The organism is Paenibacillus sp. FSL L8-0436 (assembly GCF_038593025.1).
GTDB lineage: Bacteria > Bacillota > Bacilli > Paenibacillales > Paenibacillaceae > Paenibacillus_AQ.
Map to the genome: position 1 here is coordinate 3242734 of NZ_CP151955.1, position 14467 is coordinate 3257200.

General features: G+C 46.2%; 12 protein-coding genes and 1 pseudogene. 9 read left to right on the forward strand and 4 right to left on the reverse strand.

All coding sequences use genetic code 11. The annotated features are described in order from the left end of the window. Positions 1-26 precede the first annotated feature (26 nt). Positions 27-2270 (forward strand): FtsX-like permease family protein, encoded by a 2244-nt coding sequence (locus NSS79_RS14860; protein WP_342439920.1) that lies wholly within the window; start codon positions 27-29, stop codon positions 2268-2270. A 122-nt stretch (positions 2271-2392) separates the two neighbouring features. Here NSS79_RS14860 and NSS79_RS14865 read toward each other — a convergent pair whose 3' ends face one another. The 3 genes from NSS79_RS14865 to NSS79_RS14875 all read right to left on the reverse strand — a co-directional run bounded on the left by NSS79_RS14865 (position 2393) and on the right by NSS79_RS14875 (position 6284). After that, positions 2393-4456, reverse strand: a complete 2064-nt coding sequence (locus NSS79_RS14865) for a methyl-accepting chemotaxis protein (protein WP_342439921.1) — start codon at positions 4454-4456, stop codon at positions 2393-2395. 285 nt (positions 4457-4741) lie between these two features. After that, a complete protein-coding gene (locus NSS79_RS14870; RefSeq protein ID WP_342439922.1) occupies positions 4742-5722 on the reverse strand; it encodes a BtrH N-terminal domain-containing protein in 981 nt (326 codons plus the stop codon). Continuing rightward, on the reverse strand, positions 5712-6284 hold the full coding sequence (locus NSS79_RS14875) for a PadR family transcriptional regulator (RefSeq protein WP_342439923.1): 573 nt from the start codon (positions 6282-6284) through the stop codon (positions 5712-5714). The genes NSS79_RS14870 and NSS79_RS14875 overlap by 11 nt, the downstream gene beginning before the upstream one ends. Before the next feature lie 223 nt (positions 6285-6507). Between NSS79_RS14875 and NSS79_RS14880 the strand changes: the two genes are divergently transcribed. Both NSS79_RS14880 and NSS79_RS14885 read left to right on the forward strand, forming a co-directional pair. Then, entirely contained in the window at positions 6508-6885 is a 378-nt protein-coding gene (locus tag NSS79_RS14880) for a BlaI/MecI/CopY family transcriptional regulator (RefSeq protein ID WP_342439924.1), read from the forward strand. Between the two features lie 41 nt (positions 6886-6926). After that, positions 6927-9155 (forward strand): M56 family metallopeptidase, encoded by a 2229-nt coding sequence (locus tag NSS79_RS14885; protein WP_342440377.1) that lies wholly within the window; start codon positions 6927-6929, stop codon positions 9153-9155. Here NSS79_RS14885 and NSS79_RS14890 read toward each other — a convergent pair. After that, a pseudogene (locus NSS79_RS14890) lies at positions 9142-9309 on the reverse strand (N-acetyltransferase); the annotation flags it as partial. The gene NSS79_RS14885 and the pseudogene NSS79_RS14890 overlap by 14 nt on opposite strands. A 200-nt stretch (positions 9310-9509) precedes the next feature. On the opposite strand from NSS79_RS14890, the gene NSS79_RS14895 reads away from it, so the two are divergent. The 6 genes from NSS79_RS14895 to NSS79_RS14920 all read left to right on the forward strand — a co-directional run bounded on the left by NSS79_RS14895 (position 9510) and on the right by NSS79_RS14920 (position 14438). Further along, positions 9510-10244, forward strand: a complete 735-nt coding sequence (locus tag NSS79_RS14895) for a LuxR C-terminal-related transcriptional regulator (RefSeq protein ID WP_342439925.1) — start codon at positions 9510-9512, stop codon at positions 10242-10244. Between the two features lie 92 nt (positions 10245-10336). After that, entirely contained in the window at positions 10337-10981 is a 645-nt protein-coding gene (locus NSS79_RS14900; protein WP_342439926.1) for a hypothetical protein, read from the forward strand. A 277-nt stretch (positions 10982-11258) separates the two neighbouring features. Then, positions 11259-12185, forward strand: a complete 927-nt coding sequence (locus NSS79_RS14905; RefSeq protein ID WP_342439927.1) for a hypothetical protein — start codon at positions 11259-11261, stop codon at positions 12183-12185. Between the two features lie 439 nt (positions 12186-12624). Then, positions 12625-12921, forward strand: coding sequence for a transposase (locus NSS79_RS14910; RefSeq protein ID WP_340893796.1), 297 nt, complete (start codon positions 12625-12627; stop codon positions 12919-12921). 11 nt (positions 12922-12932) lie between these two features. Then, complete coding sequence (locus tag NSS79_RS14915) at positions 12933-13790, forward strand: IS3 family transposase (protein ID WP_342440378.1); 858 nt, start codon at positions 12933-12935, stop codon at positions 13788-13790. A gap of 141 nt (positions 13791-13931) precedes the next feature. Beyond that, positions 13932-14438: a hypothetical protein gene (locus tag NSS79_RS14920; protein WP_342439928.1), complete on the forward strand. Its 507-nt coding sequence runs from the start codon at positions 13932-13934 to the stop codon at positions 14436-14438. The last annotated feature ends 29 nt before the right edge of the window (positions 14439-14467 follow it).

Below are 14467 nucleotides of genomic sequence, written 5' to 3' on the forward strand. Positions count from 1 at the left end.
CTGAAGGGGAATGGGGCAGAATTGAATTGCACTATTTAAAAAAACAAATAGTTAGCCTGTTGAAGCAAAACCGTGCTTATGGAGCAGTGCTGCTGTTGATTATTTTGTTAACCTCTTTTATGTATTTTTTCGTGCAATTTTCAGTTGACCGGAATGTAACGAATATGGACTACTACTTGAGAAATCAAAACCAGGAAGATGTTAGATTCCAGTTCACCAGCACAGCAGACAAGAACAAGGTATTGAAGGGGTTTGAGAATCAACTGATTACCGAAGAACGCAGCATTAAGAAAGTGAAGAGTGAGAACAAGACTTATTTTTTGCTTACCGAACCTCGGCGGCTGAATATGCCCTATATCGTGAAGGGCAGGCTTCCGGAGGAAGTAGATGAAATTGCGGTCTTGCCGCAATTTCTGCAACAGAATAACCTGCAAGTTGGCGATTCATGGAGAATCGGAGAAGTAAGCTTTACGATTACTGGTTCAATGTATTTGCCGGATTACTTATCGTTTATACCTTTTGGTGAGGTTCAGCAAAATTATTCCGATGCTACGTTCGTTCTTGTCTTACCGGAAGTCTATGACAGACTAGAGGGGCAGGAAAGTCAATATTATGCCGGAGCCTTGCGAGAGGGCGTTGATCACCTATCAAAGGAAAGCCTGCTGGCAGAACCAGCTTTTTCTTATTTAGCATCGGCCGCTGAGATAGACAGCGATACAGAACTGCAAAAGGCGCTGGAATCAAATAATGGACTGGCGCAATCTTTTTTGATTGTGCTCGGTATAATATCTTTTTTCATCTTTTATATGTTTTTTAAACGATTCATGTCGCTGCACAAGCAAGATTTGGGCTGTTTAAAAGCACTTGGCTTTACCGGGAGGCAAATAACTTTTGTCCTGATAAGGTTTACCTTCGGAATTGCAGGCATAGGTTGCCTCTTGGGGATGGGGTTAGGATATCTTGGATCCAACGTGCTCATGGGTATGCTGGAAAGCACTTATTCCTTCCCGTTTTTTGAACGGGGGATTCATTTCGGGTCAGCCGTTAAAGGCATCTTATTTTCAGTCGGGGGAGCAGCTCTTATAACGTGTTATGCAGTGGTTCCGTTTTTGAAGCAAGAAACCCATGCTTTGTTAAACATTTCAGCGCAGCCGCGGCCGGTCAAGGGTGTCTTGCGGGCTGCCAACCGGGTAGTTAATCTATTGCCGGAGAAGTGGCGGTTGCCGTTCCGTGTTGCACTGCGAAAATGGAATGCCTTAATCCTTAGTGCTTGTGCGATTCTGCTGACTACCTTGTTGTTCTTGCTAAGTTATTCCTTATATCAATCCAGCGGTACAGCCATGAATGCCCAAATGGCTGGCATTGATTATACCTATGACATTACCTATCCGGAATTTCAGAATGATGATGAGAATGCCAGATCCTCCCGGATGTATTATCTCCAGCAACAAGTGCAACTAAAGCAAAAGAAAGGCAGTATCATCTCAGCGCAAATGCTGGGACTCGATAGCGGGGGGATGCTGTTCACGCTGCTCGATGCCAATAATAACGGACTCAGGATGGATAACCTGAAAGGAGTCATTGTCAGCCGCTCATTCAGCTGGTTATATGGCATCAAGAAGGGGGATACTCTCAACCTTATACTGGATCGGCAAAATGTGGAGGTTGTCGTTCAGACGATCAGTCAAAACGGGGATACGGATACGATATATACATCCAAAGATAACCTCGCTGGTTGGATGAAGGTGGAGCGTTCACTGCATTCGGGGGAGTTTAGTGATGAAATGAATTCATCCGCCAATGTTAAAGTGGTAACTGCTGCGGATAAAAGAACTGCGCTGGAAAGCAGCGCTGTTTCAAGTCGTTCAAGTGCTGTCATTAATCAAATGATTGGCGTTGTAATTGGCGTTTTACTGATATACCTGATTCTCCTGCTTAATTTTCAGGACAGTACCCGGGATATGAAAATACTCCGGCTGCTCGGTTACAAATCAGCCGAAATCAGCCGTTTGCTGATTGACGTGTACAGACCGCTGCTGGTATTGCTCTATGTTATTACTCTTCCGTTTGCGGTGTTTATTACAGAACGGATTTTGCGGGTTCTATCTCTTCAGACTGGTGATTATATGCCGTTTAACCTGAATATATGGATGCTGATTCTTCCGCTGGCGCTTATTATACTGCAATATATGCTGGTTATGCCGATATTCAAGGGTAAGCTGCGCAGAGGAAATAGAGACAACAACAGTATTGATACGAATACCTGTTGAAATTTTGCTGCTGCGGATCAAAAAGATAAATAAACACAAACAGCGCGCGCCGATGGACTATCGGTGCGCGCTGCCTGCTTAGCATGATTCTGTTATCGAGTTAACAGGGGATAACTTGAGCACTATTCGACCTGAAACTGGTTCAACTCATCCTGAAGCTTTTTGGACAAATGACTGAGTTGCTGGGATAGTTCAGCGACCTGTTCAATGCTGTCCAGTTGTTCCTGCGTGCTTGCACTAACCTCTTCCGTCGAAGCGGAATTCTCTTCTGTAGTGGAAGAGATGATTTCCAGTGCCTGGAGAATTTCATCTTTATGTTTATGGACTTTGGTAGTGTTGCTGCTGATCTGAATCATGCGCAATTTCAAGGCCTCCAAATCCTTGTTAATGCTAAAGAATACCTGCTTCGTAGCCTCCACAGATTTTGCGTTTTCTTCAGCAATTTCAAGACCTTGTGCTGTGTATTTAACGGATGCAACAGTTTTTTCCTCGATTTCATGTACCTTTCTGCCAATCTCCTGTGTGGCCTGTGCGGTTTGCTCCGCCAGCTTGCGAACCTCTCCGGCAACAACGGCAAACCCGCGGCCCTGTTTTCCCGCCCGAGCGGCTTCAATGGAAGCATTGAGCGCCAGCAGATTGGTTTGTGTAGCTATTTGATGTACTGTATCCACGATGCTTGAAATTTCATGGCGGCTTAGATCAATATCATGAATAGCTGACGATATCGACTGAGTGGAGTTGTGATTCTCTTCCGCCCACTTGGATAACTGATCCAATACACCCAACCCCAGCTCGCTTTGGTCAGCAGAAGCCTGCACCATCGTCTCTATGGCTATGGCATCACTGGCGATTTCGTCAATTTGGCCCGATAGTGATCCGGTTTTTTGCAATATCGTATCCGTTTCGATCGACTGATAATTGGTTGCATTGGCAATCTCAGTAATGGCCGTCGCTGTATCGTTCATGGTTATAGCCGTTCTGGAAGAAATGGATTGCAGATCCTTGGAAGACTGGTTCAATACCTCAGCGGAGGTGCCAACCATCTGGAGCATACCTTGAATTTTCTGGACCATGTTGAAGATTCCGTTTGAAATTTGTCCAATTTCGTTGTTGGAATGGGTATCAAACTGAACTGTCAAATCCCCGTTTTCCACCCGTTTGATTTTGGTGAGCAGTATGGGGATTGATCTGAGCAGGTAACGGAGCGTGATATAAGAAAATAGAACGAGCAGGATCGCAGCTGCAGTAAATCCGCCAATCGTAACCCAGGTGAACTTTTTTAATTCTGAAAGTACTTCACGCTCCGTAATGGTCAAACCTACGGACCATCCGGTATCTTTACTGATAGCATAGCCGATGTAACGGCTTTCCCCGTTGTCATCAATCAGTTGTACTCCGGATTCGCCAGCCATCATTTTCTTGCCGATCGCTCCAAGATCTCCAGGGAATTCATTAATCTTTTCCTTGGATACCTTAGCCTCGTCAGGGTGATACAGAATATCACCTGTTTTGGAGGCGAGAATGGAATAACCGGTGCTGCCGAGCTTATAGCTCTCCATAATGGTAGGGATGTTTTTAGATGCTATATCAACCGCCGCAAAACCGATTAACGCATTGTTGTCATCCTTAATCGGATAAAAGATACCCATCAGCATTTCACCCGAAGTGATGTCAATATAAGGATCGGAATAGTACAGCCCGTCTGTTGCAACTACCGGCTTGTAATACGGCCGTTCTTTAATATTAAACTTTGCATCGGATGCCTTGCCGTCGTTCAAGAGGTAAAAACCTTTGCCGTCAATACTTGCAATCCAAGCATCTGCAAAGGAGGGCTCTGCTTTTACAATGGCAGCCAAAGACTTAACTACTTCATCCGCATATGGAGAAGTTAGAGCCATTTCCGGAGATTCCGTGGTTTCAATGTATTGTTTAAATATATCATTCGTTGACATTTGTTTAACAAGTGAACCCTTTTCCTTAAATAGAGCATCGAATTGACTTACCAGTGCCTGGGTTTTGGTCTGCAGCATGGACTCTTGTTGTTTCACAAGTATGCTTCGAGTGCTGGAAAACATAAATGTTCCCAAGATCGAGAAGACGACAACAATAATAACTAAAAGTACAATGGACAAAGTATTTGCTATGCTTGGTGAACCGAATCGCCATTTCTTTATTTGTTGCAACATATTACCATCTCCCCCGAATCTTTTCTGAGCCATTAGGCTCATAAGAATATGTCGGAAGATTGTGACTTTTTTAATATAGCTTTCATCTAAATGAACGAAATTTAATTTAAAAAATAAGGATTTGGGATAAAAACTTCGCTAAGTGCAATATATGCTGTCCTTATTCTGGTTGTGTTTCCAGACAGGTGGAAGGAGGTGCGCTAATTAGACAATAAGCGGAAAACCTAAAACCAGCACAAAAAGCCCACGCTGGACGCGGGCAGCTCGTATTTTCCAGTCCTGAAGTTAAATTGTCAATAAAAGCTCCATGGCGGAACGTTCTCTCTGGGCAATATCGCTTAAAAGCTCGGATCCCCGTCTTAGCTCCTGCTGATTTCCGGTTGTTCCAGCATTGTCAATTGACGATGATACATTGTTCCACAAGAGGGCGATTTCCGTAAACAGCAGATAAGCCTTTTCTATTTTTGAATTACCGAACAATTCTACACATTCTTTGAGAAAATCTCTGTATAGGTTGCGAAATAAGGCACCTCCGGTTCCGGCCTTTTCCATTAACATAGCAGTCAAACATAGATCTTTCTCCAAGTCCTTACTGCGAGCAGGCCATTTCAGAATTTCATTGCTCATTTTTTCGATGCCTTTATTGCCCATATTACGGATCGGCGGATTCAAATAGTCGTGCGCATTATTAAGAATAGAGGATCGTATTGCAGGCAGAAGCGGTGGAAGGTCACCTGTCAGTTCAAGCGTAAAGGAACGGTTTCTGGAACTCATGGATCCCTTTGCATTCCTTGCCATGGCCAAACTGGATAACCGCGTGGTTGCAAGTCCGCCTTGTTGGCCTGTGTCTGACATGTAGGCGTATTCGTCATCCATACCGTAGATCACGGCATAGTGGGCGGCAAAGTGTATTTTATTCGTAAAGTAATCTAAATAATATGAATCTAATTTAAGGCCTACGGGTACACCTTGTTCTATGCAGCTTTGCACGTTCTGCCATGCTTTTGTGACAGAGGAAGTTTCTTTCACCTTCATGTTCAACTGGAGCCGGGATGCCAGGCATGCAGACAGTTCATCTGGCTTCGCTCTGCCTCCAATAAAAGGAAAGTCCATTCCCTTCGAATCCCAATATATAAATCCCAATCCTTGTCCAATTCCGAATAACATCGGCTCCGATAATTGAACACCTGCATGTTGAAGAAGATTACCCATGGCTGTGGTCTCGCAGTGTTCTCCCTGATAAGGAGCAAAGTTTTCAATCCTCATGAACTTGACCCTCCAATTGCCCTATTAGTTCGTTGATCAGATTGGCGACAAAGATCTTTTCATTCTCGATGAGACTCATCGGGTGAAGAAAAAGAGCCCTGACGTGCAACGGCAACCGGTAGCCGCCTTGTGATTCATATTTCTGCGCGATGTTCCTCAATGACTCCTCCAGAAAATTTTGCCGTGTCTGCAATGCTTCTACAGCTTCATTTATCCCGATAAAAGGGAGAGCCGCCAGCCCGAGATCGAAACGGTTATCCCGTTCCCGTGAGGTAGTTAGGCTAATGATGACTTCATTTCTCAAAGTGTGCATACCGTCTTCCAGCATGACAAAAGTGGACGGGAGAGGACCTTTGCCAGATTTGTGGCCCGATTGTTCGGATCGGATCAGGCCTTTGTCTTTCAATTTCTGCAAACCGTTGTAAATAGAAGTAGTGCCTATGTTCGCCCATTCCCGGTAACCCCGCTGCTCGATCAGCTTATTAATCTGGTAACCTGACGCTTGTTTGGATTCCGCAATAATTTGCAATAAGATGAATTCCACGTTGGAGAGACTATACATTTTCTTCCTCCTTATATTACATGAGTGTAATATAACACTAGTGGATTATAACGTCAATGGGGTTAATGTGGGGAACGGCCCAGTTCCGCCGGAAAACGCTGAACATGCATGAAACCTTCGCAGATAAGAACTGATTCCGGTTGACATAAATGAGATATACTTGTATATTATTGGCATCAGATTACAAATGTAGTCATGAAACGGAAAGAAGGGCGGAAAGAATATGTCTACGGAAACTCCAAAAATCTCGGATGCCGAGTGGGAAGTTATGAAGGTACTGTGGGTAGAGGCCCCGCGCACCGCAGGTGAGATTATTGAAGCGCTGGAAGGCAGCCGGGACTGGAACCCGAAGACGGTACGGACACTGATTAAGCGTCTGACCGAGAAGCAGGCCATCGGTTACAACCAGACAGGAAGGGTGTATTCATATTACCCGCTTGTACGGGAAGAGGAATGCGTTCAATCGGAGACCCAATCGTTTCTGAAACGGATCTACGGCGGAACTCTGCGCCCGATGTTGGTCAACTTTTTGCAGGATGAGAAGTTGTCCCGGGAAGATATTGAGGAACTGAAGAGAATTTTGGATGAACGAAAGGACTGAGCTGCTTGCTGGAAGCTGCATACAATCTGTTCGTCAAGGTAATGTCGCTGTCCGTGATGGCGAGCGTACTGGCTCTGCTGATCCTGGCTGCCCGGTTTCTGTTAAAGGATCGTTTAAAACCGGCCTGGACGTATCTACTATGGATACCGCTGATAGTGAGGTTGGCCATACCTTGGGCACCGGAAAGCGCGTTCAGCATTTTTAATCTGTTGCCGCTGGAGAAAGAACTGGTGCAGACTGGCTCCATTCCGTCAACGCAGCCGATGGTCGGCATTAAGCTTGAGGCCGGGTTGAGCGGTGGAGAATCCGGCTCCGTGCCTGACGCTGGAACAGCAGGTGCCGGACTTTCACCGCTAGCGACGACAGCGGCTCTAATACCGGATAATCCGACCTCGCCGGTTAATGTTATACAGCCGGGTGCAGGTAATGCTCTGGTTCCAGATGTCGGCTGGACGCCGCTATATTTGCTGGGACTGGAATGGCTTGGTGGAGCCGCAGTGGTACTTGGCCTATCGGTTCGGGCGCAAATGCGCTTCACGGTGAGGGTTCGGCGGGAACCGGAGGTCATTTCTCCGGACATCCGGCTGTTGTTCGAAACCTGTCTGCGCGAACTGCAGGTGCGTCGTCCGGTGAAGCTGATCGAGACGAGGCAGCTTGCCGTCCCGGCGCTGCTCGGCGTTATGCGACCCAAATTGCTGCTGCCGGCATCCACGCTGCATACTCTGGAGGCAAGCGGGCTCCGCCATGTATTTCTCCATGAACTGGCGCATGTGAAACGCCGTGACATTCCACTGAATCTGCTGACAAGCTTGCTGCTAGCCCTGCATTGGTTCAATCCGCTGCTGTGGTATGCCGTACGCCAAATGAAAGCGGATCAGGAGGTCGCATGTGATGCACTGGCCTTGACACATCTTGAACCGGAATGCCACAGAAGCTACGCGCTGACTCTTCTCAAACTGTTGGAAACATTACCTGGCCCGATCAGTCTGGCCGGAGCAGCTGGCATTTCGAGCAGTAAAAAGGAAATGGAAAGAAGGATAATTATGATCACAAGGCATAAGAAAATCACAGTAAAGAACACGCTGTTGGGCCTGGCCGTAATTATTCTCTTAAGCGGCTGTACCCTGACCGGGGCCAAGCTGACTTCTGCGCCGGTCCCGGAGAAGAGTGCTCCTGCTGCTTCCCCGGCAGCTTCACAGGATAAAGATACCCCTGCATCCGGTGTCAAAGGGACCCTGTTGGGAGAGAAAAACGGGATCACTGTGACCGCTAGGCCCACAGGGGAGAATACGCTGTTGCATGAAGTCACAGTTAATATACGGGCTGAAGTGAGCCGCACGTTCTTGTGGGATGCCGGTGAAGACGAGACGCGGCCTCCGCTTATTGATGAAGCCGACCTGAACGGGGACGGTACTAAAGAAATCTTCATTCGTATTACGACCGGCACCGGAACAGGACTTTATATGAATGACATTCATGTTCTGCAGCCTGTTACCCTGGAAGAGCTTGTGGTGGAGGATCCGGTCGAAGCGCTGAATCAGAGGCTGAAATCCTCCATTACACACCGCGATAACCATACCTATGTATCTGCTGAACTGGATGGAAAGCATATGAGCAAAGTTTATGATTACACGGAGGCAGCATGGGGGGAGAAGATCGGATTTGGCGCCATAGTTTCATATGAGCTGACAGGCGGCCGTATTGTGGCCCGCTTGGCCGGCGCTGCGTCTATGACTGAATTTCCGCTCGATGTTGTTGCCGTTTACGGCAAGGACCTGACCCTTGACAGCGTAAAGATGTACTATGGCTCGTTCATTGCTCCGCCGCTCAGCGAACAAGAGATCAAGTCCATGATGGAACAAAGGCTTCCGGCAACCGGCTGGACCTTTGGCAGAGACGGCGACCAATACACTGTGGATTTCACAGATCCGCCGAACGGCGAAGGGCAAGGCAACACCTATAAAATCAATCCGTTTACCGGAACGGTGTATGACGCTATCTCCGGCAATCCCTTGAGAAGTCTTGTAAACAGGGAAGCGATAGATTTGTGGGAGATCTCTGACGGCAGCAAATACCAGAAGGAGCTGTATAAGCTGCTCCAGCCCATCCTGGATACCGAAGGCTTCGAGCCGGTGAGCAAGGACTGGATTTCCGGCTTTACCGGGGATGGTTATTTGTTCGGTGAAGTCAGGAAAGAGGGCAGGGAATTCACAATTAAAGCCGATGTCTTTACCAGCCAGTGGGAAGAAATTCCTGATCCGTATAAATAGCAAACGGAAACGGATGTCCCCCATTGGTGGTCAGAACATAACATGAAGCCATACTTGACAGATTGGACGCAACATAACGGCGTTGGTCTTCTGAAACCTCCAGATTAAAGATGGCACGCCGGTTTTCCAGCGTGATTTTTCTGAGCGTAATCATGTAGTGTGTCTCCCTTCATTCTTTGTTTTGCGCCGCCAGAACCTTGGCGGCTTTTTTGCATTCTCCGCAAAAATATACTTCAAAGATTAAAATTTAAAGAGAGTTATTCATAAAATTTAAGTTCTCCTTCAGTTATTCCGATAAGTATTAAAGGAATATCCACAATCTGGATGAGCATATACGGAAGGAGAAATATAGTAATGATTAATATCATCGATACATCTTGCAGACTTGGAAAAGAAGACTGCTTGCTATCGAATACGCAGCAATTTATCCGGAGAAGTGCTCCGAATCAACTTTTAATTGAAGTTTTCCAGGACTGTATATTCAATATTAAAGAACATCTTTCCGGCACCTTCTTATTTCTTCTTACGGATGAAGAGGGAGTTCTGCTCGCGATGGATTACAGCCCTAACTTGGAGAGAACAGTGAGCAGGTCGCCTATTCACTTAGGGATGCTTTTTACAGAGGATCATTGTGGTGTAAATGCAATATCAGAGGCCATTGCCCAAGGCTGTCCCGTGTATTTACTGCCTGAAGATCATGTGAACCCTTTTTTTAAAGATTGGCATTGTTTTTCGATTCCTTTAATTATTAATCAAGAAATTATTGGTTATCTCGATGTCTCCACGATTAATGCGGATATGAAAAGTGAACTAATCGCGATTGCCAAGCTGATTCCGGCAGATATGTTGATCAATTACCAGGACCAGCTTGTAAATCAGGCCGCTGAACAGCTTTCAGCACAACTAAGTGAACGTCAATTAAACGTACTTGAACTGATTTCTCAAGGACTGACTGGAAAAGCGATTGCCTCAGAATTAAAAATTAAAGAGAGTACAGTGAATCATCATAAGAAAATTATTTTTGATAAGTTGGATGTTCGATCCAGCTCAGAAGCTGTTTCTGTCGCGACCCGGATGTCATTGTTTTAGCACTTCCCTATAGTTTTATATAGTGGGAAATGATGGGGCTACATGCTAAAATTATCTGGTGTTAAAAAAGAGAGAGACATCAGGAGGGTATAATGAAGAAAAAAGTTGGATTATTATCAATGGTAATGGTGTTAATGCTGATGATGGTTACGGCATGCGGGGGGAAAGATAAAGAAGTTAGCTTAGGTATGACTGAAAGCGGTACTTATAAAAATGATTACTTCGGTGTATCCCTTAACTTCCCAAAAGAATGGGTTTTCCAGAGCGCAGACGAAATGGTAGAGACTATGGAGGCTGGCTTGGAAATTGTTGCCGGTGATAATGCAGATAAGAAGAAAAAGTTGGATCTGGCAAAGACCAAAACACTTAACCTGTTGATGGCTTCCAAATTTTCGTTAGACTCAGGTGAAATCGGACCTTCCATTGTCTCTGTTGCCGAGAAGTTAAGCATGCTCCAAGGTATTAAGGACGGTAAGGACTATCTGGAAGCTTATATAAAGCAGGCGAAGGCAAGCCAGCTGCCGTATGAATTTGCAGAAATCACGACGGTAAAAGTCGGTGGCAAAGACATGGACATGTTGAAAGGTACCATTGATAACGGAGACTTGGGAGTAGTCACACAAGAATATTACAGCACATTAATTGAAGGCTATTCATTCAACTTTATTCTTACATACGTAGATGATGCGTCGAAGGCTGAAACGGATAAGATTTTGGAATCTGTTTCGTTTAAATAATAGGCTGGTATATAAATAGATCTTCTACGAGCGGAGACAGTCCTCTACATACTCCAAACCGTAATAAATCACAGAGCAGCGGTTCTCCTGTTATCGGAGAATTGCTGCTCTGTGTTTTTGGGTCATTAGCGGCTTGAAGTGGAGGGAATGACATCTCTTTATTGGCGAGAGAGCTGCTATAATGACGTGGAGGAATACTTGAAAAAATTTGGACGACGTATATAAACTGGGTTTTCCTGAGAGCAGATTGGCATTTATTATGAGAGGGGACAATCAGATGGTTACATTGAATCATACGGCGTGGAGCCGGTTATCCGGGCCTGAAAAACAACAAATGCTGCAGGAACGGCTGCCGAAAGGCTTCTCGTTCTGTCGGCTGGAGCGCTTTGAACGTTATGGGCAGAGTTTGGAAACGGGAGTGTGCGCCTATGAAGGGGTCGAATTTGTATTTGTTCCCGGCAACGAGGTAACCTTGGGCTGGGACGGATGGTCCGGGGAGCCGGACAGTACAGCCTCCAGGGTTATGGAAGAAAGTTTTGCGCTAATCGGGGTGGCGTCCGAGAAGGTGGAGGAGAGGCTGCGCGGAATAATGACTCCAGTCAGAAACGCTGTCATCCAGCCGATGTTGGTAGAACGTAATACCCAGTCTGTTGGCTGGACAGAAGTGACTGCCCGGGAGCTGGATGCAGAGAAACACGCCGAGCTGTTCGAGCGGTTGGATACGTTCAAGAACAACTCTAACGGAAACCGCGAATACTATCCTTCCTATCGTCTGGATCGTGATGGTGAACAGATCCGCATCTATCTGTTCAATGAAAGTGAGGATTTCGAGGATTGGGCCGATTACACATTGAAGCGGGAATTTGACATTCTGACTGAAGACGAATGGGAGTATTTGTATGGCGCTGGCTGCCGGACCTTGTTCCCATGGGGAGACGGAATGAACGATTCCATGTATCTTGAGCTGCCGAATGCTTTCGGGCTTTACTTTCTGGGAGATCCATATCAGAAGGAGCTGACCAGGACTGGAGACGGCGGGTCGATTGGCAAAGGAGGCGACGGTATGGTTATTCACAGCGGCGGTCCGGGCGAGTTTTTCAGTTATTTGACAACGGCTGTATATTACCATGACCATCATGAAGACGAACAGGAATGGATGGATTGGCTCGATCAGCTGCATTACCGGCGGATTGTGAGGCTGTAGTCTATACCTGGTAGATTTTAAGCTCCTGTTGAAATATTCTGTCTCCATAACGGAGGGTAAGGGGATATTGCTCAGGTCTTGTCAGCTTATAAAGTACAGACTGGCCTTCATGGTAAAAGACTGTGTGTTCGCACTCATCATACAGTTTTCGGGACAACTGCTGAATCAGCTTATGATTATTGGTAGCACGCCATCCGAACTGTACCATGCCCAGCTGGTCTATCGGATCTTGATAGGTGTCCAGGATAATGTAAGTTCCAGGTTGATCCTAATGGACATATTTAAGCACATGACCAGTATGGACAGGCTGTTCCAGAGCATATTCATAGATGTCATGAAAAGGGATTGTAATGTCCAGAGCGCTGCTTATGCTGTTAGAGTTAAAAGTGGACACTCCTTAAGAGAACAGGAATAATGAGATTAACGAGGAGGTGTCCACATGAGTGGAACACGAAAAAGCTACAATGATGAATTTAAAAAACAGACGGTAAAGTACATCCAGGAGCAGACCAAGACGGTGGCGGAACTGGCCCAGGAGCTGGATATCCCCGCTAAAACCCTGCATCAATGGCTGGGCAAGTTCCGGCAGTTCCCAGACGAGCCCGTGGCCAGCGCCGAAAGGGTACGAGAACTGGAACGACAGTTGCGGGAAAAAGAACAGCAACTAGCCGATATGGCGGAGGAAATGGCCATCGTAAAAAAAGCAGTGCACATCTTCAGCAATCCAAAGAACTGAGATTTCAGTTCATCGAAGATCATCGCTCCCGGTTTCGTGTGGAGAAGATGTGCAGTGTCCTTGAGGTATCGCGGAGCGGCTATTACAAATGGAGAACGGCAAAACCAAGCCCACAAGCGACCCGAAAGGCGTTGCTTCTTCAGCGAATTACCTATCATTTTGACGATACAGGAGGCTGCTACGGCAGTCCTAAAATCACGATTCTTCTCCAGCGCGAAGGCCACAAGATCAGTGAGCGTACCGTAGGGAAATACATGAGAGAGCTGGGCTTGCGCTCCTGTGTAGCAAAGAAATTCCGCGTAAACACGACCGACTCCAACCACACCTTACCGGTTGCACCTAATCTGCTAAACCAACAATTCTCCACCGAAAAGCCAAATCAAACATGGGTCGCGGATATCACCTACATTCCCTGCCGGGAAGGACGGATGTACCTTGCCAGCGTGCTTGACCTATGCACCCGGGAAATCGTAGGCTGGCGGCTGGACGACCGGATGACCACAGATCTGGTAATGGGCGCTCTAGAAGACGCCTACAAGGCCAAACGCCCAAAGAAAGGTCTCATTCACCATTCGGATCAAGGCTCACAGTATGCCTCAGCCGACTACCGTAAACGTTTGGTTGAATACCGCATGAAGGCCAGCATGAGCCGCAAAGGCAACTGCTACGACAATGCTTGCATTGAATCTTTTCACAGCCTATTGAAAAAAGAGTTTGTGTACTGTACCCGATTCAAAACGAAGAAACAAGCCTATGATGGCATCTACCAGTACATTGAATTTTTTTATAACCGCAAGCGAATCCATGGTGCTCTGGGCTACGTATCGCCGGTTCAGTTTGCAGCTAGATTCAAACGAAAAGCAGTCTAATTTCATTTTTTAGTGTCCACTTTCTTGACGGAGGTCCATTCCTCCTTTTATTTCACAGTACCTTCAAGTGTAAGAGAACAAGGTTTGCTTGTAAAGGGAGGGTTCATACTGCAGAGGCATTAATTACTCAGGGGAGGAAATATGATGAACCTAACTAATTTGTCAAAAAAAGAACGCGGGAGCCTGGCGATTGACTTTACGGAGGCCGAGCAGAAGGTTGGATTTCCATTATGCGAGGGCATAAAAAGCTTGTATACTCGCTCATTTGGGGAGATGGACAGCAGTGTTTTGAATCTCAGAGAGAAAGTTCATATCAAACCGCAAGGAACTCGCTGGGATACTTGGTTTTCGTTCAACAATTGTGAAGGAAACTGCGAGGTCATGTTGAGTATGCCCGGCTCGGAAAAAGAGCTTGCGGATTTTATTGCATACGGGTTTCGTGAATGGACCGGCGGCAATGATTTTGGCAAACGGATGATGATCGGCTCCTTGTTTGTCAATATCGGCGATATTTGTATCCTCCTTAATAATGACACAGGCAAGGTTGAGTGGATTGATTGCGGTTACGGTTATTTTGACACTTATGACGAAAATCCAAACGGTTTTCTAGCGGATTCGATTGAAGAATTTTTGGGGTTTTTCGAGTGAGAGGTAGAGTTTATCAAGCTGCTCGCTGT

Excerpts from the sequence above, each read along its gene's own strand:
- NSS79_RS14865 (WP_342439921.1), bottom strand. The coding sequence starts at position 4,456 with ATGTTGCAACAAATAAAGAAATGGCGATTCGGTTCACCAAGCATAGCA.
- NSS79_RS14870 (WP_342439922.1), bottom strand. The coding sequence starts at position 5,722 with ATGAGGATTGAAAACTTTGCTCCTTATCAGGGAGAACACTGCGAGACC.
- NSS79_RS14875 (WP_342439923.1), bottom strand. The coding sequence starts at position 6,284 with ATGTATAGTCTCTCCAACGTGGAATTCATCTTATTGCAAATTATTGCG.
- NSS79_RS14880 (WP_342439924.1), top strand. The coding sequence starts at position 6,508 with ATGTCTACGGAAACTCCAAAAATCTCGGATGCCGAGTGGGAAGTTATG.
- NSS79_RS14885 (WP_342440377.1), top strand. The coding sequence starts at position 6,927 with ATGTCGCTGTCCGTGATGGCGAGCGTACTGGCTCTGCTGATCCTGGCT.
- NSS79_RS14895 (WP_342439925.1), top strand. The coding sequence starts at position 9,510 with ATGATTAATATCATCGATACATCTTGCAGACTTGGAAAAGAAGACTGC.
- NSS79_RS14900 (WP_342439926.1), top strand. The coding sequence starts at position 10,337 with ATGAAGAAAAAAGTTGGATTATTATCAATGGTAATGGTGTTAATGCTG.
- NSS79_RS14905 (WP_342439927.1), top strand. The coding sequence starts at position 11,259 with ATGGTTACATTGAATCATACGGCGTGGAGCCGGTTATCCGGGCCTGAA.
- NSS79_RS14910 (WP_340893796.1), top strand. The coding sequence starts at position 12,625 with ATGAGTGGAACACGAAAAAGCTACAATGATGAATTTAAAAAACAGACG.
- NSS79_RS14920 (WP_342439928.1), top strand. The coding sequence starts at position 13,932 with ATGATGAACCTAACTAATTTGTCAAAAAAAGAACGCGGGAGCCTGGCG.